At 62.7% G+C, this 25,065-nt stretch carries 19 protein-coding genes; 14 read left to right on the top strand and 5 right to left on the bottom strand.

The window, feature by feature from the left end:
* The first annotated feature begins 3 nt into the window (after nt 1–3).
* The gene (gene glmM, locus ACIQH5_RS03780; protein WP_400400425.1) at nt 4–1,368 is read left to right on the top strand and encodes a phosphoglucosamine mutase; all 1,365 of its coding nucleotides are present in this window, start codon (nt 4–6) and stop codon (nt 1,366–1,368) included.
* Nucleotides 1,369–1,439: 71 nt separating this feature from the next.
* Here glmM and ACIQH5_RS03775 read toward each other — a convergent pair whose 3' ends face one another.
* On the bottom strand, nt 1,440–2,309 hold the full coding sequence (locus ACIQH5_RS03775; RefSeq protein WP_400400422.1) for a D-alanyl-D-alanine carboxypeptidase family protein: 870 nt from the start codon (nt 2,307–2,309) through the stop codon (nt 1,440–1,442).
* A gap of 1 nt (nt 2,310) precedes the next feature.
* Nucleotides 2,311–3,282 carry a type I pantothenate kinase gene (gene coaA / locus ACIQH5_RS03770; protein ID WP_105690383.1) on the bottom strand — a complete coding sequence of 324 codons (972 nt, stop codon included), beginning with the start codon at nt 3,280–3,282 and terminating at the stop codon, nt 2,311–2,313.
* A gap of 139 nt (nt 3,283–3,421) precedes the next feature.
* Between coaA and glmS the strand changes: the two genes are divergently transcribed.
* The 8 genes from glmS to ACIQH5_RS03730 all read left to right on the top strand — a co-directional run bounded on the left by glmS (nt 3,422) and on the right by ACIQH5_RS03730 (nt 16,151).
* The gene (gene glmS, locus ACIQH5_RS03765) at nt 3,422–5,305 is read left to right on the top strand and encodes a glutamine--fructose-6-phosphate transaminase (isomerizing) (RefSeq protein ID WP_400400419.1); all 1,884 of its coding nucleotides are present in this window, start codon (nt 3,422–3,424) and stop codon (nt 5,303–5,305) included.
* A gap of 4 nt (nt 5,306–5,309) precedes the next feature.
* The gene (locus ACIQH5_RS03760; RefSeq protein WP_024817557.1) at nt 5,310–5,657 is read left to right on the top strand and encodes a holo-ACP synthase; all 348 of its coding nucleotides are present in this window, start codon (nt 5,310–5,312) and stop codon (nt 5,655–5,657) included.
* Between the two features lie 17 nt (nt 5,658–5,674).
* Entirely contained in the window at nt 5,675–7,252 is a 1,578-nt protein-coding gene (locus ACIQH5_RS03755; RefSeq protein ID WP_400400417.1) for an NAD(P)H-hydrate dehydratase, read from the top strand.
* Between the two features lie 69 nt (nt 7,253–7,321).
* Complete coding sequence (gene glgX / locus ACIQH5_RS03750; RefSeq protein ID WP_400400414.1) at nt 7,322–9,604, top strand: glycogen debranching protein GlgX; 2,283 nt, start codon at nt 7,322–7,324, stop codon at nt 9,602–9,604.
* Nucleotides 9,601–11,913 (top strand): malto-oligosyltrehalose synthase, encoded by a 2,313-nt coding sequence (treY, locus tag ACIQH5_RS03745; protein ID WP_400400411.1) that lies wholly within the window; start codon nt 9,601–9,603, stop codon nt 11,911–11,913. Before glgX ends, treY begins: the two co-directional genes overlap by 4 nt.
* Nucleotides 11,914–12,003: 90 nt before the next feature.
* Nucleotides 12,004–13,776, top strand: coding sequence for a malto-oligosyltrehalose trehalohydrolase (treZ, locus tag ACIQH5_RS03740; RefSeq protein WP_400401081.1), 1,773 nt, complete (start codon nt 12,004–12,006; stop codon nt 13,774–13,776).
* An 83-nt stretch (nt 13,777–13,859) separates the two neighbouring features.
* Nucleotides 13,860–14,897, top strand: coding sequence for an L-glyceraldehyde 3-phosphate reductase (gene mgrA / locus ACIQH5_RS03735; RefSeq protein ID WP_400400408.1), 1,038 nt, complete (start codon nt 13,860–13,862; stop codon nt 14,895–14,897).
* A 168-nt stretch (nt 14,898–15,065) separates the two neighbouring features.
* Nucleotides 15,066–16,151, top strand: coding sequence for an inositol-3-phosphate synthase (locus ACIQH5_RS03730; protein ID WP_062073111.1), 1,086 nt, complete (start codon nt 15,066–15,068; stop codon nt 16,149–16,151).
* Nucleotides 16,152–16,310: 159 nt separating this feature from the next.
* Here the strand turns inward: ACIQH5_RS03730 and ACIQH5_RS03725 are convergent, their stop codons facing one another.
* Nucleotides 16,311–17,999, bottom strand: coding sequence for a formate--tetrahydrofolate ligase (locus ACIQH5_RS03725; RefSeq protein ID WP_400400405.1), 1,689 nt, complete (start codon nt 17,997–17,999; stop codon nt 16,311–16,313).
* 98 nt (nt 18,000–18,097) lie between these two features.
* Nucleotides 18,098–19,342 carry a D-inositol-3-phosphate glycosyltransferase gene (gene mshA / locus ACIQH5_RS03720; RefSeq protein WP_400400402.1) on the bottom strand — a complete coding sequence of 415 codons (1,245 nt, stop codon included), beginning with the start codon at nt 19,340–19,342 and terminating at the stop codon, nt 18,098–18,100.
* Nucleotides 19,343–19,461: 119 nt separating this feature from the next.
* On the opposite strand from mshA, the gene ACIQH5_RS03715 reads away from it, so the two are divergent.
* Nucleotides 19,462–19,971 (top strand): GNAT family N-acetyltransferase, encoded by a 510-nt coding sequence (locus ACIQH5_RS03715; RefSeq protein WP_400400399.1) that lies wholly within the window; start codon nt 19,462–19,464, stop codon nt 19,969–19,971.
* Here ACIQH5_RS03715 and ACIQH5_RS03710 read toward each other — a convergent pair.
* Nucleotides 19,968–21,338, bottom strand: coding sequence for a 6-phospho-beta-glucosidase (locus ACIQH5_RS03710; RefSeq protein ID WP_400400396.1), 1,371 nt, complete (start codon nt 21,336–21,338; stop codon nt 19,968–19,970). The two genes, ACIQH5_RS03715 and ACIQH5_RS03710, sit on opposite strands and share 4 nt — an antisense overlap.
* Between ACIQH5_RS03710 and ACIQH5_RS03705 the strand changes: the two genes are divergently transcribed.
* Genes ACIQH5_RS03705 through tsaB form a run of 4 tightly spaced genes read left to right on the top strand, consistent with a single transcriptional unit; the run spans nt 21,328 to nt 25,054 of the window.
* Nucleotides 21,328–22,497 (top strand): carbohydrate kinase family protein, encoded by a 1,170-nt coding sequence (locus ACIQH5_RS03705; protein ID WP_400400393.1) that lies wholly within the window; start codon nt 21,328–21,330, stop codon nt 22,495–22,497. The two genes, ACIQH5_RS03710 and ACIQH5_RS03705, sit on opposite strands and share 11 nt — an antisense overlap.
* Before the next feature lie 57 nt (nt 22,498–22,554).
* Nucleotides 22,555–23,808, top strand: coding sequence for an alanine racemase (alr, locus tag ACIQH5_RS03700; RefSeq protein WP_400400391.1), 1,254 nt, complete (start codon nt 22,555–22,557; stop codon nt 23,806–23,808).
* Nucleotides 23,805–24,383, top strand: coding sequence for a tRNA (adenosine(37)-N6)-threonylcarbamoyltransferase complex ATPase subunit type 1 TsaE (gene tsaE / locus ACIQH5_RS03695; protein ID WP_400400388.1), 579 nt, complete (start codon nt 23,805–23,807; stop codon nt 24,381–24,383). Before alr ends, tsaE begins: the two co-directional genes overlap by 4 nt.
* The gene (gene tsaB, locus ACIQH5_RS03690; protein WP_400400385.1) at nt 24,383–25,054 is read left to right on the top strand and encodes a tRNA (adenosine(37)-N6)-threonylcarbamoyltransferase complex dimerization subunit type 1 TsaB; all 672 of its coding nucleotides are present in this window, start codon (nt 24,383–24,385) and stop codon (nt 25,052–25,054) included. The genes tsaE and tsaB overlap by 1 nt, the downstream gene beginning before the upstream one ends.
* Nucleotides 25,055–25,065: the final 11 nt, after the last annotated feature.

The raw sequence follows: 25,065 nt of genomic DNA, 5'->3' as shown, positions 1-25,065 counted from the left end.
CCGATGTCTAGATTATTTGGAACAGATGGCGTCCGCGGTCTCGCGAACGGATTGCTCACCGCCGAACTGGCTATGCAGCTCGCGCAGGCAGCCGCCGTCGTACTCGGCCATGACCGCACAACAAACGGCAAGCGGCCGCGCGCCGTCGTCGCAAGGGACCCCAGGGCCAGCGGCGAGTTCCTTGCCGCTGCCGTTGAGGCCGGGCTTTCCAGCTCCGGTATCGACGTCTATGACGCCGGTGTTCTCCCCACGCCTGCCGCGGCTTACCTTGTGGCAGATCTCGACGCCGACTTTGGAGTCATGTTGTCGGCCTCCCATAACCCTGCGCCGGATAACGGTATTAAGTTCTTCGCCCGTGGCGGTCAGAAGCTTCCGGACGATGTTGAGGACGCCATCGAGGCACAGCTGGGCAAAGAGCCGCAGCGCCCGGTGGGGGCCGACGTCGGACGCATCCAGCGGTTCTCAGACGCCGAGGACAGGTACATCGTCCACCTGCTCGGCACGCTGCCCAAGCGCTTGGAAGGCTTGAAAGTAGTTCTCGACTGCGCCCACGGTGCTGCGAGCGGCTGTTCGCCGCAGGTATTCAAGGATGCCGGCGCTGACGTAGTGGTCATCGGAGCTGAGCCCGACGGCCTGAATATCAACGACGGCGTTGGCTCTACGCACTTGGGCCCGCTGAAGGAAGCCGTGGTCAAGCACGGCGCGGACCTTGGCGTAGCGCACGACGGCGACGCGGACCGCTGCCTGGCCGTTGACCACGAAGGCAACGAAGTGGACGGCGACCAGATCATGGCGATCCTGGCGTTGGCCCTCAAGGATGCAGGAAAGCTCAAGGACAACATCCTCGTGGCCACGGTCATGAGCAACCTTGGCTTGAAGATTGCGCTCCGCGATGCCGGTATCACCATCCGCGAGACCGGTGTTGGTGACCGTTATGTCCTGGAGGAAATGCGCGCCGGCGGGTACAACCTTGGTGGCGAGCAGTCCGGCCATGTCATCTTCTCGGACTTCGCGACCACAGGCGATGGGGTCCTTACCGGACTCCAGCTCGCAGCCCAGGTAGCGCTGACTGGCCGCAGCCTCAAGGAACTGTCCAGCGCCATGACAAAACTTCCGCAGCTCATGATCAATGTCAAGGGCGTCGACAAAGCCCGGGCCGCCACCGATGAGGGCGTTGCCGAGGCCGTAGCCGCTGCGGAGCTTGAACTGGGGGAGACCGGCCGCGTGCTGCTCCGCCCTTCAGGCACCGAGGCACTGGTCCGCGTCATGGTGGAAGCCGCTGACATGGAAACGGCGGAGCGCGTGTGCACGCACCTCGCTGCCGTAGTCAAGGAACGTTTGGGCGCTCCCAGCCAAATGGCAGTATAAGAAATCACGCTTTTTAGGCCCGCACTCCTGCTTGAGTAGACGCAGGGGAGCGGGCCTTGGCGTTTAAGGTTCTAGAGGTAGTCCGGCGCTGCTTCGAGCCCGAAGTACTCCTCCAGGGTCGCAATGCCGCGCGTTGACATGTCAGTGGCAGCTTCCACCCCGATGTAGCGTAGGTGCCAGGACTCGTAAAAGTAGCCGGTGGTGTCGTGGAGCATCCATGGATAGCGGACCACGAACCCGAACTTGTGGGCATTGGCTTTGGCCCACACGGCGGCGGGCTGCTCAGCGAAGCACGGCTGGAAGCTGCAGGCACCCGCACCGTCGCCGATGTCAAAGGACCAGCCCGTTTGGTGCTCAGAGTGCCCTGGACGGGCGGAAGCCCGGTCGGCGGCGGCCTGACCGGTGCTGGCGACGTATCCGCCGTAGGTGGCCACCTGGGTGGAATAGGAACGGTAACCAGAGGCCAACGTCATGATGACGCCTTCAGCGGCCGCGGCCCCGAACATCTTTTCAGCGGCAGCCGCCGTCGTGCTGTTAAGCAAAGCAGCTTCGCCGCTGACGGCCAACCGCACGCCCGGCTGAACCAAGTCTGCCGGCACGAAGTCCTGGGGAGCCAAAGGCCGGTGTTTATTGACCACAACCCAGGGACTTGTGGGGTCCGTCAGGGAGTGCTGAGGGGCAACGGCTTGCGAGGGGGCTGCGCTTGAGGGCGTCGCGCTGGCCGCCGTTTCAACGGGCGCGGGTTCGGTGGGCGCAGCGCTTGGCGTGGCCGCGGAGCTCGTTGCGGAAGCTGAAGGGGCTTCGCTGGCGGCGTTGGCGGCAACGGGGGAGGGAGTGGCGTTTTCAGGAGTGCAGGCCGCGAGGGCAGCCATTCCAGCGCCAGCGGTCAGCAGGCTCGCGAATACCCGCCGGCTAGGCAGCGGTTGAGGATTGTGGGGCACGCTAGACCTTCCTCAGCAGCATGCGGCGGATTGAGTGGTCGGCGTCCTTGGTGAGTACCAACTGCGCACGTCCGCGGGTAGGCAGGACATTCTCCTCGAGGTTTGGCTCGTTGATGCGTTTCCAGATGCCTCGTGCCGTGGATTCGGCGTCGTCGTCAGAGAGTGTTGCGTAACGGTGGAAGTAGGACTCGGGCTGGGCGAAGGCCGTGGTCCGCAATTTCCGGAAGCGGTCCACATACCACTCCTCGATGTAGGAGGTCTTGGCATCGACGTAGATGGAGAAATCGAAGAAGTCGCTGACGGCCAGTCCTTGTTTGCCGTCCATGCGGGGACGGGCGGGGGCCAGGACATTGAGGCCTTCCACAATCAGGACGTCGGGCCGGCGCACCACAACTTCCTTGCCCGGAACAATGTCATAGGTGACGTGGGAGTACCACGGCGCACGGACTTCCTCGGCGCCGCCTTTGACTTCTGAAACGAAGCGAAGAAGTCCGCGGCGGTCGTAGGACTCGGGGAATCCTTTTCGCTCCAGCAAGTGCCGGCGCTTCAGCTCGGCCAAGGGGTAGAGGAAGCCATCCGTGGTGATGAGTTCCACGTTGGGGGTACCGGGCCAGCGCCTGAGCATTTCCCGGAGTACACGGGCGATGGTGGACTTACCAACAGCAACTGATCCGGCCACGCCGATCACGAACGGCGTGCGTTGAGTTTGCTCGCCCAGGAACGTGGTGGTGGCTGCGTGGAGTTGGTGCGACGCCTCGACGTACAGGTGGAGAAGGCGTGAGAGCGGGAGGTAGACCTCCCGGACTTCCTTCATGTCCAAGGGGTCTCCGAGGCCGCGGAGGCGGAAGACGTCCTCTTCGTTGAGGGGCTGCTCCATCTGCGCTGCAAGCCTGGACCACGTCTGACGGTCCAGCTCTACAAACGGGGAAGCGCCGTCGCCATTAGCTTCGGTGCGTTGCAAAGTCACGCTCATGATTCTGCCCTCCGCGGGACGGATCAGGAAATGCACGACGACGGGCAGGTGAATTGTGAGCGCTGGATTCCTTGCGTGGGGCCGCAGGAGGGGGGACGTCCCACATCAGTTGTTTGCACTAGCCGCTAGGCTTGTACCCATGTGTGGAATCGTAGGCTATGTTGGCAATTCGTCTCGCAAGGCAGCTGGATACAGCGCTCTTGACGTTGTGGTGGAAGGGCTGCGCCGTCTGGAATACCGCGGCTATGACTCCGCCGGCGTCGCAGTAGTGGCTGACGGGACCATCTCGTCCCGTAAAAAGTCCGGCAAGCTGAGCAACTTGATCGCAGAACTGGAATCAAACCCCGTTCCCGAGTCGCTGACCGGCATCGGCCATACCCGTTGGGCTACGCACGGCGGACCCACCGACCGTAACGCGCACCCGCACCTCTCCGACGGCGGCAAGCTGGCGGTCATTCACAACGGCATCATTGAAAACTTCGCTGAGCTCAAGCAGGAACTGCTCGGCAAGGGCGTGACCTTCGAATCGGAAACAGACACCGAAGTTGCGGCCGCCCTCATTGGTGACATCTTCCGCACCCAGCTCAACGGCGACGGCGGCAACCTCACCGAGGCGATGCGTCTGGCATGCCAGCGACTCGAAGGTGCTTTCACCCTTCTCGCTGTCCACGCGGACCAGCCCGACGTCGTAGTGGCTGCCCGCCGCAACTCCCCGCTGGTTGTAGGCCTGGGCGACGGCGAGAACTTCCTCGGCTCCGACGTCTCCGGCTTCATCGACTACACCCGCCGTGCCGTGGAACTGGGCCAGGACCAGATTGTCACCATCACCGCGGACTCCGTGGAGATCACCGACTTCTTTGGCGCTCCCGCAGAGGGCAAGGAATACCACGTTGACTGGGATCCCGCTTCTGCCGAAAAGGGCGGTTTCAGCTCCTTCATGGAGAAGGAAATCCACGACCAGCCGGACGCCGTGGCTCAGACCCTCCTGGGCCGCTCGGACCTCAACGGCAAGCTCACCCTTGACGAGGTCCGCATCGATCCCGAGCTGCTCAAGCAGGTAGACAAGATCATCGTGCTGGCTTGCGGTACCGCGGCCTACGCCGGCCTGGTGGCCAAGTACGCCATTGAAAACTGGTGCCGCATCCCCACCGAGGTGGAGCTGGCTCACGAGTTCCGCTACCGCGATCCCATTGTGGACTCCAACACGTTGGTGGTTTCCATCAGCCAGTCGGGCGAGACCATGGACACGCTGATGGCTGTCCGTTACGCCCGCGAACAGGGCGCCAAGACGATCTCCATCTGCAACACCAACGGTTCCACCATCCCGCGTGAATCCGACGCCGTGCTCTACACGCACGCCGGTCCGGAGATCGCGGTTGCTTCCACCAAGGCGTTCCTGGCGCAGATCACTGCTGCCTACCTGCTGGGCCTGTACTTGGCTCAGTTGCGGGGGAACATCTTCTCCGGCCAGATCAAGGACGTCCTCGCGGACCTCAACAAGATTCCTGCCAAGATCCAGAAAATCCTGGACAACGCAGGACCCTTGCGCGAGTTGGCCCGCAGCATGAAGGACGAGAAATCCGTCCTCTTCCTGGGCCGCCACGTTGGTTACCCGGTAGCCCTCGAGGGCGCCTTGAAGCTCAAGGAAATCGCCTACATCCACGCCGAAGGCTTCGCCGCCGGCGAGTTGAAGCACGGTCCGATCGCCTTGATCGACGACGGCCAGCCAGTCTTCGTTGTGGTGCCGTCGCCGCGTGGCCGCGACTCCCTGCACTCCAAGGTTGTCAGCAACATCCAGGAAGTCCGTGCACGTGGTGCCCGTACCCTGGTCATCGCTGAAGAGGGCGACGAATCGGTCAAGGACTACGCAGAGCACGTCTTCTACGTACCTGAAACCCCCACGTTGCTGATGCCGCTGCTCACCACCGTTCCGCTGCAGATCTTTGCTGCAGAACTGGCCGGTGCCAAGGGTTACGACGTCGACCAGCCGCGTAACCTCGCCAAGAGCGTCACCGTAGAATAACGCCATGATTGTTGGCATTGGCGTAGACGTCGTAGACATCGAGCGGTTTGGTCGGCAATTGGAACGGACACCGGGCCTCCGGGACCGCTTGTTTGTTCCTGCGGAGCGGGAACTCAACACCCGGTCCCTTGCTGCGCGTTTCGCGGCCAAGGAAGCTGTGGCCAAGGTGCTGGGCGCTCCGGCGGGCATGAACTGGCAGGATTGCTGGATCGGCCTCGACCAGAACGGCCCCACGGTCCAAGTCAAGGGAACAGTGCTTGCCGTGGCCGAGGCCAAGGGTGTCAAGCGCTGGCACCTGTCCATAAGCCACGACGGCGGCATCGCTACGGCGACTGTCATCGCCGAAGGCTAAACGGACACTCAACAGCAATGATCAGCGCCTTCACCGGACAACAGATCAGGGATGCGGAACAGCCGCTCCTGGACTCCGGTGAGGGCGCTGTTCTTATGCAACGGGCGGCTTACGGGTTGGCCCAAGTAGTGGCCCGTGAGGTCAAAAGCAGGCGAAAGCTTGCCGGCGCCAGCGTCACTGTGCTGGTAGGAAAGGGCAACAACGGCGGGGACGGTCTCTTCGCTGCGGCTTTCCTGGCCCGCCGTGGAATACGGACGACGGCGGTACTCGCCGCCGCGGAAGTGCACCAGCAGGCGCTGGCCGCTTTTGTCACAGCCGGTGGGACCTTTGTGACGTTGGAGGCCGCGAACGCGGAAGAGCTCGCTGTCCTGTGCGCGGGCCACGACGTCCTTATTGATGCGTTGCTCGGAACAGGGGCACGCGGCGGCCTGCGCGGCGCTTCAGCAGAACTGGTTGCCTCGCTCCAGGAGCTGCGTCCAGCTTTGGTGGTGGCCTGCGACCTCCCCAGCGGATTGGACGCCAACAGCGGTGAAGTGCATTGGCCGGTGTTGGATGCGGACGTCACCGTCACCTTTGGCGGCATCAAAGCCGGGCTGATGGCGGACCCGGGTGAAGGGTGTAGCGGGCGCGTGGAGTTGGTACCCATCGGGATTGAGGAATCCTTGGAACACCACCGCCCTGAGCTTCGTCGGCTCACGGCTGCGGAGCTCGGGGCTTTGATGCCCCATCCTGACCGGCGCGCCCACAAGTACTCACGGGGAGTTTTGGGAGTAGTAGCGGGTTCGGCGCGCTTTGCCGGAGCTGCTGCCCTGAGTGTGCACGCTGCTGCCCTCACCGGAGCGGGCATGGTGCGCTACATCGGGCCCCCGGAAGCGGCACAGCTGGTGCTGGCCCGCACCCCGGAAGCCCTCTGGGAAGACGACCACCCCGGCCGGGTCCAAGCGTGGCTGCTGGGGTCCGGGGTTGATGGCGAGGAGCAGTTGCAACGGGCAAGGGACGCCAGTATGTCGGCCATTGCCGACGACTTGCCAGTAGTGGTGGACGCCGGAGCTTTGAGTGTCCTGCCGGAACGGTGCCCGGCCCACTGGATACTGACACCGCATGCCGGGGAACTGGCCACGTTGCTGAATTCGCTTCCTTCAACGGGGGAACTAAAGGTAACCCGCGACGACGTCGAATCGCGGACCCTGCACTATGTGCGGCAGGCCGCCGAACAAACCGGCGCCACAGTCCTCCTGAAGGGTGCCACCACACTCGTGTCCTCGCCGTCGGGCGTGGTTTTCAGCCAGTCCGAAGGCACCGCGTGGATGGCCACGGCAGGGAGTGGCGATGTCCTGGCGGGCATACTGGGGGCCTTGCTGGCGCGGTCCACGGAGTTGATTTGCCACGACGACGGCGCGTACGCCGCCTTGGGTTTGGATCCCGCCGACCGATGGGCTGCCGTGGCTGCGGTTGCCGCGAGCGTCCACGGACGAGCAGGAGCCCTGGCATCCGAAGATTTCGGTGGAGGCCCCCTTACAGCCTCGGCCATCATGACGGCGGTTCCGCGCGTCATTGGTTCGCTCAACGCGGAATACGACCGAACAAGACCCTAAGGTTGCTGTCGGTGTCTGAGGGCTTGAGTAGGCTTGCAACAGTTGTTCGCATCATCTAGAGGAGAACGCATGGAAGTCTGGCCTGGATCGGCTTATCCGCTGGGTGCCACCTTTGACGGCACCGGCACTAACTTCGCGCTGTTTAGCGAGAAGGCCGAAAAAGTGGAATTGTGTCTCTTTGACGACGACGGCGGGGAAGTCCGCGTAGATGTTACCGAAGTAGATGGTTACGTATGGCACTGTTATCTGCCGCAAGTCCAACCGGGACAGAAGTACGGCTACAGGGTGCACGGTCAGTACGACCCCGACGCCGGCCAACGCTTCAACCCCAACAAGCTGCTGCTGGATCCTTACGCCAAGGCTGTCCACCGGCAGATTGACTGGGACCCGTCCTTGTTCTCATACAACATGGGTGACCCGGATTCGCGGAATGACGAGGACTCTGCACCGCACATGATGCTGGGCGTGGTCATCAACCCGTTCTTTGACTGGGACGGCGACAAGCTCCTGCGGATTCCGTACCACAAGTCCGTGATCTACGAGGCACACGTCAAGGGCCTCACTCAGATGCATCCCGAAGTACCCGAGGAACAACGTGGCACGTACGCTGGCGTGGCACACCCGGCGGTTATTTCCCATCTGCAGAAGCTGGGCATCACGGCGATCGAACTCATGCCGGTGCACCAGTTCGTCAACGACGGCATCCTGCAGGACAAGGGCCTGAACAACTACTGGGGCTACAACACCATCGGCTTCTTTGCGCCCCACAACAGCTACAGCTCCAAGGGCGATACGGGGCAGCAGGTCCAGGATTTCAAAGCCATGGTTCGGGCGCTGCACACCGCTGGTATCGAGGTCATCCTTGACGTCGTGTACAACCACACCGCTGAGGGGAACCACCTGGGACCCACTCTGTCCTTCAAGGGCATCGACAACTCCGCGTACTACCGACTGGTGGAAGACGACCAGAAGTACTACATGGACTACACCGGCACGGGCAACTCCCTGAATGTCCGCAGCCCGCACTCCCTCCAACTGCTCATGGACTCCCTGCGCTACTGGGTCACCGAGATGCACGTTGACGGATTCCGGTTCGACCTCGCCTCCACGCTGGCACGCGAGTTCTATGACGTGGACAAACTGTCCACCTTCTTCGAACTCATCCAGCAGGACCCCGTGGTCTCCCAGGTGAAGCTCATTGCCGAGCCTTGGGACGTTGGCCCCGGTGGATACCAAGTGGGCAACTTCCCTCCGCAATGGACGGAGTGGAACGGCCAATACCGCGACACCGTACGTGACTTCTGGCGCGGCGAACCTTCCACCCTTGGCGAGTTCGCTTCACGGCTGACCGGCTCGGCGGACCTCTACGAACACTCGGGGCGTCGGCCCGTGGCGTCCATCAACTTCGTCACCGCCCACGATGGCTTCACGCTGGCAGACCTCGTGTCCTACAACGAGAAACACAATGATGCCAACGGCGAGGACAACAACGACGGCGAATCACACAACCGTTCCTGGAACTGCGGTGCGGAAGGGCCCACTGACGATCCCACGGTCCTTGGCCTGAGGGCACGCCAGCAGCGCAACTTCATTGCCTCGCTGTTCCTGTCCCAGGGTGTTCCCATGCTCCTGCACGGCGACGAACTGGGCCGGACGCAGAACGGCAACAACAACGGGTACTGCCAGGATTCCGAACTGACCTGGATCAACTGGGACACCGTGGACCAGCCCCTGATCGAGTTCACAGCAGCTGTCAGCGCGCTCCGCGCCAAACACCCCAGCCTGCGCCGCAGCCGCTTCTTCGACGGCCGTCCGGTGCTGCGTGGTGAGGGCGAGCGACTCCCGGACATCGTATGGCTGGATGCCGATGCCAGCACCATGACTCCGTCCGATTGGGACGAAGCTTTGGGGCGGTCCGTGGGCGTGTTCCTCAACGGCGACGGCATCCATGGAAGGGATACACAGGGCCGACGCATCACTGACGTCAACTTCCTGCTGTACTTCAACGCCGACCAGGACGAGGTGGGCTTCCGGATTCCTTCGGATGAATACGCGCCGGCTTGGGACGTCATGATTGATACCGCCGGAGAAGGTGCTGAAGCAGGTGTGATCAAGCCAGATCAGATCCTGATGGTAGGCGGCAAGTCACTGGTGGTACTCCGCGCCCACAGCACCCCGGAAATTGAACCCGATCACTCGGTGGCAGCTTCCCTTGCGGCGTTGACGCAGACGAGCACTCCGGAAACCGCATCCATTACCGCTCCGGCAGTAACGTCCTTGCCTTTCGACTACAAGAGTTCTGCGCCCGAGGGTAATGACGGTGAAGGTGAAACAAAGGAAACGGAAGCATGAGGACGCCTGTCTCAACGTATCGTCTCCAGATTCGCCCGAGCTTCACGTTGCAGGACGCGGCTGAGCTCACCGGATACTTGCATACCCTGGGGATCGATTGGGTCTATGTTTCACCGATCCTGACAGCAGAAAGGGGCTCGGATCACGGCTATGACGTGACCGATCCCTCCACTGTTGATCCCTCTCGGGGAGGTCCGGAGGGGCTGGCGGCGCTGTCGCGGGCTGCGAAGGATAAGGGCTTGGGCATTCTGGCTGACATCGTGCCCAATCACATGGGCGTAGCTTCGCCCAAGCAGAACCCCTGGTGGTGGCAGCTCCTGAAAGAAGGCCGCGGTTCAAAGTATGCCGAGGCTTTCGATGTCGACTGGGACTTTGGCGGGGGAAAGATCCGCATTCCGGTCTTGGGAAGTGACGACGACCTTGACGAACTGAAGATCGTGGACGACGAACTGCGGTACTACGATCACAGTTTTCCGCTGGCCGAGGGCACATACACCTCAGGGGAGAGCCCGCGCGAGGTCCATGCACGGCAACACTATGAGCTGGTTGGCTGGCGCCGGGCGGACGCCGACTTGAACTACCGCCGGTTCTTCGCAGTGAACACCCTGGCCGGCGTACGCGTGGAGATTCCTTGGGTCTTTGACGAGTCCCATGAAGAGATAGTCCGTTGGTTCCGTGAAGGCTTGGTGGACGGGCTGAGAATCGACCACCCGGATGGGCTCGCCGACCCCGAGGGCTACCTCGCAAGGCTGCGTGAAGCGACCGGAGGTGCCTACCTGCTGGTGGAGAAGATCCTGGAACCCGGGGAACAGTTGCCGGAGACCTTCGAGTGCGAAGGGACCACCGGATACGACGCCTTGGCTGACGTCGACCGTGTCTTGGTGGACCCGACGGCGGAGGAGTACCTGAACTCCCTGGATGCCCGTCTCCGGGATGCCGACGCACCAGCGGACTACCAGGCCATGATTCATGCCACCAAGCGCCGGATCGCCGATGGGATCCTGCGCTCGGAAGTCCTGCGTCTGGCCCGCCTTGTGCCCGAATCCTTGGAGCTGCCGTTCGCCAAAGTAGCCGATGCCCTCGCTGAGGTCATATGCTGCTTCCCCATCTACAGGACGTATCTGCCCTATGGCGGGAAAACACTGACCGAGTCCGTGGAGAACGCCGCCAAGCAGCGCCCTGACCTGGCGACGGTCCTCAGCCACCTTCAGCCGCTCTTGATGGATGAATCCACCCTGCTGGCCCGGCGTTTCCAGCAGACGTCCGGCATGGTGATGGCCAAGGGCGTGGAGGACACCGCCTTCTTCCGTTACACCCGTCTGGGGTCACTGACGGAAGTGGGCGCCGATCCCACGGAATTCTCCATCCCTGGCAATGTTTTCCATGAGCGCATGGCGCGGCGGCAACAGCTTTTGCCGCTGTCCATGACGACGCTGAGCACCCACGACACCAAACGGAGCGAGGATGCCAGGGCAAGAATCTCCGTGATCTCCGAGGCCGTACCGGAATGGGAGCTTTTCCTGGGCATCGTCCATGAGCTCGCGCCCATCCCGGATGGCCCCTTGTCCGCCTTGGTCTGGCAATCCATCGCAGGCGCATGGCCGGCAGATCGCCAACGGTTGCAGTCCTACGCCTTGAAAGCGGCACGGGAGGCCGGCAACTCCACCAACTGGACCGATCCCAACCAGGATTTCGAACGCCAGCTGGCAGCCGCCGTCGACGCCGTTTTCGATGTACCGGAGGTAGGAGCCGCACTGACGAACTTCGTCAACGAGCTCGAACCGTATGGAACCTCCAACTCGCTGTCCGCCAAGTTGATCCAGCTGACCATGCCAGGAGTTCCTGATGTATATCAGGGGACGGAATTCAGGGACGGTTCACTGACCGACCCCGACAACCGGCGGCCCGTGGATTTCAAGGCCCGGATTGCCGCTCTGGAAGAGTTGGATCGCGGTGGCAAGCCAGCATTCACCGATGAGGCCGCCAAACTTCTGGTGGTTTCCCGGGCACTGAGGCTTCGCCGTGACCGGCCGGAGCTGTTCGCCGGTTACCTTCCGGTGGCGGCCCAAGGCGCAGCAGCGGGCCACGTGGTGGCCTTTGATCGCGGAGCCGAACGTCGGGGAGCTCTCACCGTTGCCACCCGCTTGCCCAAGCGACTGGCCGCGGAAGGCGGCTGGCGGGACACGTCCATTGAGTTGACCGTGAACTGCCGGGACGAACTCACGGGGGCCAGCTATGAGGCAGGTACCGTCCCTCTGGCCATCTTGCTGGAGCACTACCCGGTGGCCTTGCTGGTTCCAACGGACTAATTTCCGGACGGTGCGATCACCGTTTGTCGCTGATCGCACCGTCAACACCGTCATTGCAAAGCACGCTTGAAACACGTACAGGGGAGCATGATGCTGGAGCACGCTGCTGGAAAAAATCTTTACGACGTCTGGGCTCCGAATGCCGATTCAGTCCGGTTGCTGGCAGGAGGTCACGAGTACTCCATGGAGAAACATCACGACGGCGCCGCGGCCGGATGGTGGCGGGCGCCGGCTGACGTGGCGGCGCAGGAGACCGACGGGGTGCGGTACGGCTACATCGTGGACGGCGAGGGACCGTTTCCGGATCCGCGCTCGCGGAGGCAGCCGGACGGCGTCCACGCACTGTCCGCCACCTTCGATCCTTCCGCCCATGAGTGGACGGACGACGAATGGAAGGGGCGGAGCCTCAAGGGTTCGGTCATCTACGAACTGCATGTGGGCACCTTCACTCCGGAGGGCACGCTGGATGCCGCCGCAGGAAAACTGGATTACCTGGTGGACCTCGGCGTCGATTTCATTGAATTGCTCCCGGTCAACGGTTTCAACGGTGTTCACAACTGGGGCTACGACGGCGTCCTTTGGTATGCCGTGCACGAGCCCTATGGTGGCCCCGCCGCCTACCAACGCTTTGTGGATGCTGCACACGCTGCGGGCTTGGGCGTTATCCAGGACGTTGTCTACAACCACCTCGGGCCAAGCGGTAACTATCTGCCCAAGTTCGGCCCCTACCTGAAATCGGGGGAGGGCAACACCTGGGGTGATTCTGTCAACCTTGACGGCCACGGCTCGGACGATGTCCGCCGCTACATCCTGGAGAACGCAGCGATGTGGCTCCGGGATTACCACGTGGACGGGCTCCGTCTGGATGCTGTGCACGCTTTGCGTGACGAGCGTGCCGTGCACATCCTTGAGGAGTTCGGGGCACTCGGAGATGAAGTTGAGGCCGAGACGGGGATTCCCCGGACCATGATTGCTGAATCTGATCTGAACAACCCGCGGCTCATCTACCCCCGCAAAGACAACGGCTACGGCTTGGAGGGCCAGTGGAGCGACGACTTCCACCATGCCGTGCACGTCAACCTCAGCCGGGAGACCACGGGTTACTACTCAGACTTTGACTCGCTCGCAGTCCTGGCGAAAGTCCTCGAGCATGGTTTCCTCCACGATGGCAGCTACTCCAGTTTCAGGGAACGGCACCACGGCCGGCCCATCAGGCACGACCTCGCTCACCCGTCCGCTCTTGTGGTCTGCCTGCAGAACCACGACCAGATCGGCAACAGAGCCACTGGCGACAGGCTCACAGCGTCGTTGTCGTACGGGAAGCTGGCAATCGGCGCTGTGCTGACCATGACGTCCCCCTTCACACCCATGTTGTTCATGGGCGAAGAGTTCGGGGCTTCCACTCCATGGCAGTTCTTCACCTCCCACCCGGAACCTGAGCTTGGGAAGGCTACAGCGGAGGGACGGATCAAGGAATTCGAACGCATGGGATGGGACCCTGCGGTTGTACCCGATCCGCAGGACCCCGAGACCTTCCAGCGCTCCAAGCTTAGGTGGGACGAAGCCGGAGAAGGGGAACATGCATGTTTGCTGCAGCTTTACCGGGATTTGGCACAGCTGCGCCGTAACACTCCGGAACTGGTGGACGGTGGCTTCGGTGAGACGTCCGTTGAGTTCGACGACGACGAACACTGGCTGCAGTTCTCTCGCGGCACCGTCCGGGTGGTCTGCAACTTCGGGGACGAAACATTTGGCACGCCCTTGAATGGCTCCGTGATGCTGGCTACCGACGACGAAGTAGCCCTGCAAGACGGGACGCTGACTCTTCCCGGCGGTAGCGCCGCCGTCGTGCGCGTCCACTAAGTCCACTGCAGAAACAGCCGTGACGGCGCCCACATAGCGGACGGCGCCGCCACTGCTGTTTCTGCAGTGGCAGGATGGTACGTATGACTTATTCGGCTGCGGAAAACCGCTACGAAACCATGCCTTACCGCCGCGTCGGACGCAGTGGACTCAAGCTCCCGGCCATCTCCCTGGGCCTCTGGCACAACTTCGGCGATGACAAGCGCTTTGATGAACAGCGTGCCATCCTGCGCCGGGCGTTTGACCTCGGGGTGACCCACTTCGACCTCGCCAACAACTACGGACCACCGGATGGCTCGGCCGAGACCAACTTCGGGCGACACCTGAAGGACGACTTCAAGCCGTACCGTGACGAACTGATCATCTCCACCAAAGCCGGGTACTACATGTGGCCTGGCCCGTACGGTGAGTGGGGATCCCGTAAGAACCTGATCTCCAGCCTGGACCAGTCCCTGGAGCGCATGGGCTTGGACTACGTGGACATTTTCTACAGCCACCGCCCGGACCCGGAGACGCCTCTGGAAGAGACCATGGGCGCGCTGGACTACGCTGTCCGGTCAGGCAAGGCCCTGTACGCGGGCATCTCGTCGTACACGCCGGAGCAGACGCTTGAAGCCGCGCGGATCCTGAAGGAACTCGGAACCCCGCTGCTCATCCACCAGCCCAGCTACTCCATGCTGAACCGGTGGACGGAGAACGGTTCCCCCAACCTGTACGAGGCACTGGATCAGGTGGGTGCAGGCTCCATCGCCTTCTCACCGCTGGCGCAGGGCATGCTCACCAACCGCTACCTCAACGGTGTGCCGGCAGACTCCCGCGCAGCCAAGGAACGGTTCCTGTCCGAGTCGCAGCTGACCGAGGAGAAGCTGGACCGGGTGCGCGGCTTGAACGCCATCGCAGAAGGGCGTGGGCAGACACTCGCGCAGATGGCCATCGCGTGGATCCTGCGCGATCAGCCCAAGGGATCACCAGTGACCTCTGCACTGATTGGTGCCTCCAGCGTGGCCCAGCTTGAGGACACGCTCAGCGCCATCAACAACCTGAAATTCACCGCCGAAGAGCTGACGGCGATCGACGAGTTCGCTGTCGAGTCCGACATCAACAGGTGGGCACAAAAGTAGCCGTCAAGGACCGACACAAATAGCGGAGGCCGGTAGGGAACAAAACCGGCCTCCGCTGTGTTAGCTACAATGCAAGTGTGCGCCGAATGGCGCCGTGCCTTTTAGCCGTGCCCTGGACTCAGTCAGGGATGCGCCTGGCACCTGAGGTTATTTCTCAAAAGGAGTTCCGTGTCTTCACATCCGATTCGTGTTGCCATTGTCGGCGTAGGTAACTGCGCCGCATCGCTGGTCCAAGGGGTTCAGTACTATCGCGACGCTGACCCCAAGGCCACGATCCCGGGTCTGATGCACGTCGAGTTCGGCCAGTATCACGTCAACGACGTTCAGTTCGTTGCTGCCTTCGACGTCGACGGCAAAAAGGTTGGGCTTGACCTCGCAGACGCCATCGGTGCCAGCGAAAACAACACCATCAAGATTGCCGACGTTCCCGCCACCGGTGTGACTGTCCAGCGTGGCCACACCCTGGACGGTCTGGGCAAGTACTACCGCGAGACGATCGTTGAGGCTCCGGAAGAAGCTGTAGACATCGTTGCCGCGCTGCGCGAAGCCAAGGCCGACGTCATGGTTTGCTACCTGCCCGTTGGTTCGGACCAGGCCGCCAAGTTCTACGCCCAGTGCGCCATCGACGCAGGCGTTGCTTTTGTGAACGCCCTTCCCGTCTTCATCGCAGGCACCAAAGAGTGGGCTGACAAGTTCACCGAAGCCGGCGTCCCGATTGTGGGCGACGACATCAAGAGCCAGATCGGTGCCACCATCACGCACCGCGTCATGGCCAAACTGTTCGAAGACCGTGGTGTCACGTTGGACCGCACGTACCAGCTGAACGTCGGCGGCAACATGGACTTCAAGAACATGCTGGAACGTGACCGCCTGGAATCCAAGAAAATCTCCAAGACCCAAGCTGTCACCTCCAACGTGGAGGCTGAACTGCACGCTGACGACGTCCACATCGGACCGTCCGACTACGTGGCTTGGCTCGATGACCGCAAGTGGGCCTTCGTCCGCCTTGAGGGCCGCAACTTTGGTGACGCACCCGTTTCGCTCGAGTACAAGCTCGAAGTGTGGGACTCCCCGAACTCTGCCGGTGTGATCATTGACGCCATCCGTGCGGCGAAGATCGGCCTGGACCGCGGAATCGGCGGCCCGCTGCTCTCCGCTTCCAGCTACTTCATGAAGTCTCCGCCGGAGCAGTTCAACGATGACCTCGCCCGCGACAAGGTTGAAGCCTTCATCCGCGGCGACATCGAACGCTAAACACCGCACTACAGCAAACGCCCCCGTCTTCCGATACGGGGGCGTTTGCTGTCTCCCGAACCCTCTATCACTTCCCTCGGGCTTGAGCGCAACCCTCTCCCACTTTCTTCAAGAAAGTGAGAGAGGGACGGGTTGAAGGGGTAGGGATGTGAGAGAGCGTCAGAAGAGACCGGTCGGGTGGCCGTCAGCGTCCACGTCCATGCGCATGGCGGCAGGTTCCTTGGGGAGGCCGGGCATGGTCATCACCGCACCGGTCAGCGCAACAATGAATCCAGCACCGGTCTTGGGAATCAGATCGCGGACGTGCACCCGGAATCCCTTGGGCGCACCAAGCCTGGACGCATCGTCGGTGAAGGAATACTGGGTCTTGGCCATGCAAACAGGGAACTCCGACCATCCGTTCTTCTCTATTTCGGCCAGGCGCTTGAGGGCCGGGACTGAGAACTCCACGCCGTCGGCGCCGTAGATCTCCTGCACAATAGTCCGGATCTTGTCCTCAACACTGAGCTCCAGCGGGTACAGGTGATGGAAGTCGGACGGCGCATCCAGCGCAGCTGCAACCTTGGCGGCTAGCTCATCACCGCCGTCGCCACCACCTCCGCGCCCCCAAACATCGGAAACCGCCGCCTGCACGCCTTCGGCAGCACACCAGGCAAGGAGCCACTGAAGTTCCTCAGGACTGTCCGTTGCAAATTTGTTGATGGACACAACAGGGGACAGGCCGAACTTCGCCACGTTGCCCACGTGCCTTTTCAAGTTCTCTACACCGGCTGCCACCGCGTCGACGTTTGGCACGCTGAGATTTTCCTTGGCAACGCCGCCCTGCATCTTGAGCGCGCGGATGGTTGCCACCACCACGACGGCGGATGGCGCCACGTCGGCGATGCGCGCCTTGATGTCCATGTACTTCTCCGCACCAAGGTCCGCGCCGAAGCCGGCTTCGGTGACCACGACGTCGGCAAGCTGCATGGCGGTGCGGGTGGCGATCAAGGAGTTGCACCCGTGGGCGATGTTCGCGAAGGGGCCGCCGTGGACCAAAGCGGGCGTACCTGCGATGGTTTGGACGAGGTTGGGCTTGATGGCGTCCTTCAAGAGCATGGTGAGAGCGCCCTCCACACCGAGGTCCGACACCGTGGCTGGTGTGCGGTGGTAGGTGTACCCGAAGGTGATGCGTCCTAGCCGGTCCCGAAGATCGCCAAGGTCTGAGGCGAGACAGAAGACCGCCATGATTTCCGAGGCCACGGTGATGTCGAAGCCGTCTTGCCGGGGCACTCCCTGCATGGGGCCGCCGAGTCCGATGATCACTTCGCGCAAAGCGCGGTCGTTCATGTCCAGCACGCGTTTGAACGTCATGCGGCGTGGATCGATGCCGAGTTGGTTGCCCTGGAAAATGTGGTTGTCCACCAAGGCCATGAGGGCGTTGTTTGCCGAGGTGATGGCGTGGAAGTCGCCCGTGAAGTGCAGGTTGATGTCGTCCATGGGCAACACCTGGGAGTAACCGCCGCCCGTGGCTCCACCTTTCATGCCCAAGATTGGTCCCAGGGAAGGCTCGCGCAGGGCGATCATCACGTTGTGTCCGGCGCGTGCAAGGGAGTCCGCAAGTCCCACAGTGGTAGTTGATTTGCCTTCGCCGGCGGGGGTGGGGGACATGGCAGATACGAGCACTACCTTGCCGCGTGCCTTGCCCTGAGGCAGCACCAGTTTGGCGGTATTGATCTTGGCTTTGTAAGGCCCGTAGAGCTCGAGGGCGTCCAGAGTGATACCGGCGCGTTCGGCGATTGCTTCAATGGGAAGCATGGTGGCGTGGTGGGCAATCTCAAGATCACTCAGGACCTTGTTTTCAGACATCGTTGTCCTTCGGCTCTGCCCGCAGCGGGGATGCTGCTGCTGGGGTTCTTAGGCTGTGCGCGACAATCTACCAGCCCGGGAGCGTATACGAGCTGAACTCAGCGCCGTGGGACCAACAGTCCACCGACGGCTTCCCGGTAGCTTTCCAAGGTGATGGCCGCGGTGCGTTGCCATCCGAACGATTCGGCGTGGGTAGCCGCAAGCCGGCCCATGTCCTCGCGCGTTTGGGTGTCGTCGTAGAGATCCTCCAGGGCGTCTGCCCAATCGGAGGGATCGTGTCCGTCCACCAGGATCCCTGTTCGCCCGTCAGAGATGGCGCGGGAAAGACCACCAACGTTGGTGGCCACCACGGGTGTGCCGCACGCCTGTGCTTCCAACGCCACCAAACCGAAGGACTCGCTGAACGAGGGCATCACCACCACATCTGCTGAACGGAACCAGCTGGCCAGCTCCGGTGCCATTACAGGCGGCCGGTGAGTGACGACGTCGGACAGTCCGGCGTCTTCAATGATGTGCTGGAGGTTGAAGTCCTTGGCCCCGCTGAGGGATCCCAGTATGGTCATTTCCAAATCTATGTCCGGCCGGCGTTTGCGGAGGATTCCGGCGGCCTTGACGAACACTTGAGGTCCTTTAAGCCGTTGGATCCTACCGGCAAAGAGGATGTGGAAACTGTCCGGCCTGACGCCCCGCAAAGAACGTGACTTCCGCCGGAATGAGGGCGTGAACACCTTGAGGTCCACTCCGGGCGGCGCGACATCGATCCGGTCCAGGTCCGCACCGTAGTGCGAAACCAGTTCCTCGGCCTCGGCAGGAGTGTTGGCGACCAGCCTGGAGGCACGGTCCACAATCCGTTGTTCGCCGTCTTCCCTGCGCCGCGGCTCAGGCCGTTCGCCAGACTCCAGGACCAGGTTTTTGACCTTGGCCATGGTGTGCATGGTGTGGATCAGGGGGACCCCCCAAAGTTCTGACAATTCGAGCCCCGCCACGCCTGAAACCCAGTAGTGGGAGTGGATGGCGTCGTAGCGGCCGTGAAGCTGTTGGTGGCGGATCTTGTCGATTTCTTCGACCATGTGGTGCAGGAGTGCAGGGAGTTCTTCCTTGGGCAGTTTGCGGCGTGGTCCTGCCATGACGTTGTGAACGCAGACGCCGGGCCCCGGATGCTCGACGGCGGGCTGGCTTGCTTTGGTGGATCGCGTGAAGATCTCCACCTCCACCCCGGACTCAGCAAGTGCCATGGCCAAGGCACGGACGTAGACGTTCATTCCGCCGGCATCTCCCGCGCCGGGCTGCTCCATGGGGGAGGTGTGGAGCGACAGAAACGCCACACGACGGATCAATGGCATCCGGTCCTCCTCACGATCACAGCAAAATCAACTTTGCACTGCAGAAAACATTACTCCTGCCGTTGAGTCCCACGCCGGGCAAGCTCCGCTATGTGGACAAGACTGCTAGCGTGGCCGCTGTGAGCCAAGAACAATCCTTTGACATCCGTAAAGCAACGCCTGAGGACTGGCCCGGAATGTGGTCGATCCTGCAACCGGTGATCCGTGAGGGTGAGACCTTCACATGGGACCGCGACACCAGCGAACAAGCAGCCAGGACCAAATGGATGAAGGAAGCCCCTGGCCAGACGTTCGTTGCGGTGCGCCAGGACACTGACGAGATCCTGGGAACGGGGGAGTTCCATGCCAACCAAGCGGGCGGTGGAAGCCACGTTGCCAACGCCGGATACATGGTGGGTGCCAACAACTCGGGTCAAGGCATCGCCAGGGCCCTCTGCGCCTACTCACTGAGCGAAGCGAAGGCGGCAGGCTTCCGTTCCATGCAGTACAACGCTGTGGTGGAGAGCAACGTGCGTGCCGTGTGGTTGTGGCAGTCCATGGGTTTCAAGATTCTGGCCACGATTCCGGAGGCCTTTAACCATCCGGAGATCGGCTACGTGGGCCTGCACGTCATGTACCGAAAGCTTTAAGCCCACAACCGGGTTAAATCAGGAAAAGCGGCCTCGTACCCCTCCAGCAATTGCCGGCCCAGGGGGAGCGAACCCACCAACGGGTGGGCGGCGAAGGCTTGCACGGCCGCCTCACGCTCGCCGGAAACCACGGCGCGGATTGTCAGCCGCTCCACTTCCTTGATGTGCTGCATGAGGGTCAGGAACTGTCCGTCCGGGCGGTCCTGCGCGAGCGGCAACGCGCCGTCGGGAGTTACCTCGCAAGGAACCTCAACGACGGCGTCCGCAGGCAAGCCGGGCACTGCAACCTCGGCGCCGGACCCAGCCGGTAGCACGGGCGAGTTGGGAACATTGAGGACCAACTGGGCCGTGCCGCCTCCGGACAGCGCACGCATGACCGAAAGCGCCACACGTTCGTAGCCGCCACCTGCGAGATCGGATTCGTCCCGCTGCTCCCCGTGGGTCCTCGCCTCGGCCAAGTACCCTTCTTCGCGGGAGCGCCGGGCTGCATCCCAGAGCCCGTAAGGATGTGAAGCCTGCAGAAGCGAGGGATACAGCGACTGTTGCTGGCTGTGGATGGTGGCCCCACGCGTTTGGTGTTGCTGTCCAATGGCCTCGGTGGCCTGTGACGTTTTGTAGTAGTAATAGAGATATTCGTTGGGCAGGCAGCCAAGGTGAAGCAGGGTGTGTTGCCCGAACAAGCGGCCTTCCTCCATGGTTTCAAGAGCACCATGATCGGACAGCAGAGCCGGCAAGAGGTCCCGCCCGTCAGGGGCCAATCGGTAAAGCCAGCCCAGGTGGTTCAGCCCGTAGTAGCCCACGCCGTCGAGCACTCCTTCGGCAAGCGGCGCCCCGGCAGCGCGCGCAGCACGCTGCACCAAGCCCCCGGCGGAATCGCAGATGCCGATCACCCGGTTCCCCAGGACCGGCACCAAAGCCTCGGTGACCATGCCGGCCGGATTGGTGAAGTTGATGAGCCAGGCCTCAGGGCAATGCTCCCGCATGGCCTCAGCGACTTCAAGCATCCGGGGGATGGAACGGAGCGCATAGGAGATGCCGCCGGCCCCGGTGGTCTCCTGTCCCAGCAGGCCCAAGCTCAAGGGAACTTGTTCATCAGCGATTCTCCCGGCGGTACCGCCCGGACGGATTGCCGCGAACACCATGTCCGTCCCGGTGAGTGCACGCCCGAGATCCGTGGAAACCATGACGACGGGCGCGGAAGCGCCGGCGGGCATATCGCGGAGCACTGCCTCAATGGCTGCGAGACGTGATTCATCCACGTCAAAGAGAACAAGTTCGTCCACCAAACCCGCAAAAGGACCCTCGCACAAAGCCCGGTACACGAGGGGAACCCGGAATCCGCCGCCACCGGCGATCATGAGCCGCATGCTCCGAGTCTATGCAGGCCCGCAAGTCTATGCAGCCCACAACGGGCAGCGTAGTCTGCCGTGCATGGACGCTATGCCCCAGCGACGATTCGACCCCTTGGCTGCCGTGCGGTCTGACGGGGACCACCAATGCGACCTCCTCCTGACCGGCACGGTCTTCCAGGACATCATCTTTACCGGACTTCCGCACGCACCCGAACCCGGCACGGAGGTGTGGAGCGATGGCATGGGCAGCTGCCCCGGCGGTGTGGCCAACCAAGCCATTGCTGCCGCGCGGCTCGGCTTGCGAACCAACCTCGCGGCAACGTTCGGGGACGACGGCTACGGCGACTACAACTGGCAGATCCTGGAAAGCCAGGAGCACGTTGACCTCTCACTCTCGCAGCGGGTTTCGGGCTGGCACTCACCAGTGACGGTATCCATGTGCGTGAACCAGGACCGGTCCATGGTCACGCACGGCCACCCCGCCCCGATCAGCTCCTCGGAACTGATCGGGAAGCCACCGAAGGCGCTCGCCGCCGTCGCCGATTTAGGCGAGGAGATGGAACCGTGGATGCTCGCAGCGAGGGATGCAGGAACCAAGCTCTTTGGCGTGGTGGGCTGGGACCCCACCGGGGAGTGGTCCGAGCGCCGGCTGGACCAACTGGCCAATTTCCACGCCTTCTTGCCCAATGCTCCCGAAGCGATGGCGTTCACCGGCAAGGCGGACCCGTGGGCGGCGCTGTATTCGCTGGCTGACCGCGTCCCAGTGGCCGTGGTAACTCTCGGCCCTCAAGGCGCGGTGGCGGTGGACTCGGAAACCGGGGAAGAAGAATGGGTGCCGTCCCTGCCCGTATCAGCTTCCGATCCCACGGGTGCCGGAGACTGTTTCGGCGCGGCGTTCATCGTGGGATGCCTGGCAGGGTGGAGACTGGGGGACCGGCTCCGGTTCGCGAACCTTTGCGCCTCCCTGGCGGTCCAGGAAGTGGGAGGTTCGCTGGCCGCACCGGGGTGGGGGGACATCGCCGACTGGTGGCAACGGGCAAACGCACGTAAAGAGCGTCAGTCCAGTCAATGGTTGCGGCGCTTCGCCTTCCTGGAACCGATCGTGAAGGACATCCCGGCAGAAGCGCAACGACGAGCCCGGGCCACCATCGCCCACTTGTCTGACGCCCAGTAGCCCCTGATGGAGCCCCGCAGTTAACCCGAGTTCACTGACAGCACTAGAATCTCTAGGGTGACTTACGAAGCAGCTGCAGATATCGGGATCGGGACGAAAGCCTCCATAGCAAAGTCAGCGGTGCTGGAGCGCTCCGCCGTAATCGACCTCGACGCCGTGCGGCACAACGTTCGTCAGTTCGTCGGCATCGCCTCCCCGGCCGCTGTCATGGCCGTGGTGAAGGCGGACGCGTATGGGCACGGTGCCGTACAGGTGGCCCGGGCAGCCCTCGACGCCGGAGCGGCCTGGCTGGGCGTCGCCCACATATCCGAGGCACTCGCTTTGCGCGCCGCCGGAGTGGATGCTCCACTGCTTGCCTGGCTGCACACCCGCGAAAGTAACTTCCAAGCCGCAGTCGCCGCCGGCATCGACGTCGGCATCTCCGGCTGGGAGCTGGAAGCGGTAGTCGCCGCAGCACGGGAACAGGAACGCCCCGCGCGCGTGCATCTCAAGGTGGACACGGGACTGGGCCGGAACGGCTGCACTATCGCCGATTGGGACCAACTCTTGGGCCAGGCCATGGAATACCAAGACCAGGGCCTCCTCAGGGTGGTGGGTATCTTTTCGCACCTCGCGGTTGCCGACGAGCCGCAACGCCCCGAAACGGACGAGCAACTGGCGGTCTTCCGCGAAGCCATCGCCATGGCCGAGGACGCCGGTGTTGACACCGAGGTCCGGCACATAGCCAATACACCGGCAGCATTGTCACGACCGGACTCCCACTTCGACCTCGTCCGTGTGGGCCTCGGCATCTACGGACTCTCGCCCTTCGAAGGGGCTACCTCAGCAGAGCTCGGCCTGCATCCCGCTATGACGGTCCGGACCCTCCTGTCCAACTGTAAGAAGGTGCCTGAAGGCCAAGGCGTCTCCTACGGACTCAATTACCGGACCAGCGGGGAAAGTACGCTGGGCTTGGTGCCGCTGGGTTATGCAGACGGCGTCCCAAGGATCGCCACCGGCGGTCCCGTGCGGGTGAACGGCCTCAATTACCCGGTAGTGGGCAGGATCGCGATGGACCAGATGGTCATTGATCTGGGGCCACTGTCTCCGGAAGAGTCGTCCCGCCTCAAAGGCTCCGAGGCTGTCATGTTCGGCAACGGTGCCGATGGCGGCCCCACTGCCGATGATTGGGCGGCCGCAGCTGGAACCAACAACTACGAAATCGTGACGCGCATCAGCCCCCGGGTCCCGCGCAGCTACGTCAACGAAATGCCTGCCGTGCCTGAGGCCCCTGCGGCTGTCGCCGGCCACGCTGAAGCGGCCACGCTGTGAGTGAAGCCCAGTGGGAGCGCACGCTCACGGTCACGACGGCGGAGCAGACCCATGCGCTCGCAGCAGCTGTGGGCGGGGTGCTTGAGGCCGGGGATCTCCTGGTCCTGACCGGCGAGCTGGGCGCGGGCAAGACGACGTTCACCCAAGGCCTTGGCGAGGGCCTGGGGGTGCGTGCGGGCATTATCTCGCCAACGTTTGTCCTGGTACGGATCCACCCCAATCTCCCCGACGGCCCCAGGCCAGGGGGTCCGGACCTGGTCCATGTTGACGCCTACCGACTGGATTCGGCAGCGGAAATCGATGACATCGATCTGGAAAACACCATGGACACAGCGGTAACCGTGGTGGAGTGGGGCCGGGATCGGGTGGAGCACCTCTCGGACAGCCGTCTTGAGGTTGACCTGCACAGGTCTGTTGGTGGGGAAAGCCCTGCGAGCTCCCCGGATGGGGTGTTCTTGGACTTCGATACTGATGACGACGACGAACCCCGCACCATCGTGTTCCGTGGGTTCGGTCCCCGTTGGGCCGAAGCACCGCAAGTCCTTGAAATTACGTCACAGGTGGAAGGTCATTGATGCTGATCCTGGCCATTGATACGTCGGCGGTTGCCAGTGCGGCCCTGATTTCGGATGATGCCATGGAGGGCGTTGTTGATTCTTTCGCCACCGAGGACACCCGCAGCCACGCCGAAGTCCTCGCCCCTGGGATCGAGAAGCTCCTGGCTGGTGCCGGGGTCACTGGTGCTGACATCGACGCGATCGTCACAGGCGTGGGACCTGGCCCGTTCACCGGACTCCGTTCCGGCATCGCGACGGCCCGCACCCTCGCCTTCGTGTGGAACAAGCCGTTGTATGGGCTCATGAGCCTGGATGCCATCGCGTTGGAAGTCGCGGAGTCAACGGCCGCCACCCCCGAATTCCTTGTGGCTACGGATGCCCGACGCAAAGAGGTTTACTGGGCCCGTTACACGTTGGCTGAGGGCCAGCTTCCGGAGCTTGTGGACGGCCCGCATGTGGGTTTCGCTTCCGAGCTTCCGGACTTGCCGGTCTTCGGGGCGGGTGCAGGTTTGTATGCTGACGTCCTCACCGCGGATGAGGACTTTGCCCAGACACAACCGGACGCGGCCTCGCTGGGCCAGTTCGCTCTGGCCAGGCTCACGGCCGGGCAGGCGTTGCTTGACTCCACTCCGCTCTACCTTCGCGAATCCGATGCCCAGGTGCCCGGGCCCAGGAAGCGTGCTCTTTGATGGGAAGGACA

It is taken from the genome of Paenarthrobacter sp. NPDC091711 (genome assembly GCF_044756605.1).
In the GTDB taxonomy this organism is placed as follows: domain Bacteria; phylum Actinomycetota; class Actinomycetes; order Actinomycetales; family Micrococcaceae; genus Arthrobacter.
This window is presented reverse-complemented; position numbering and strand designations above follow the sequence as displayed.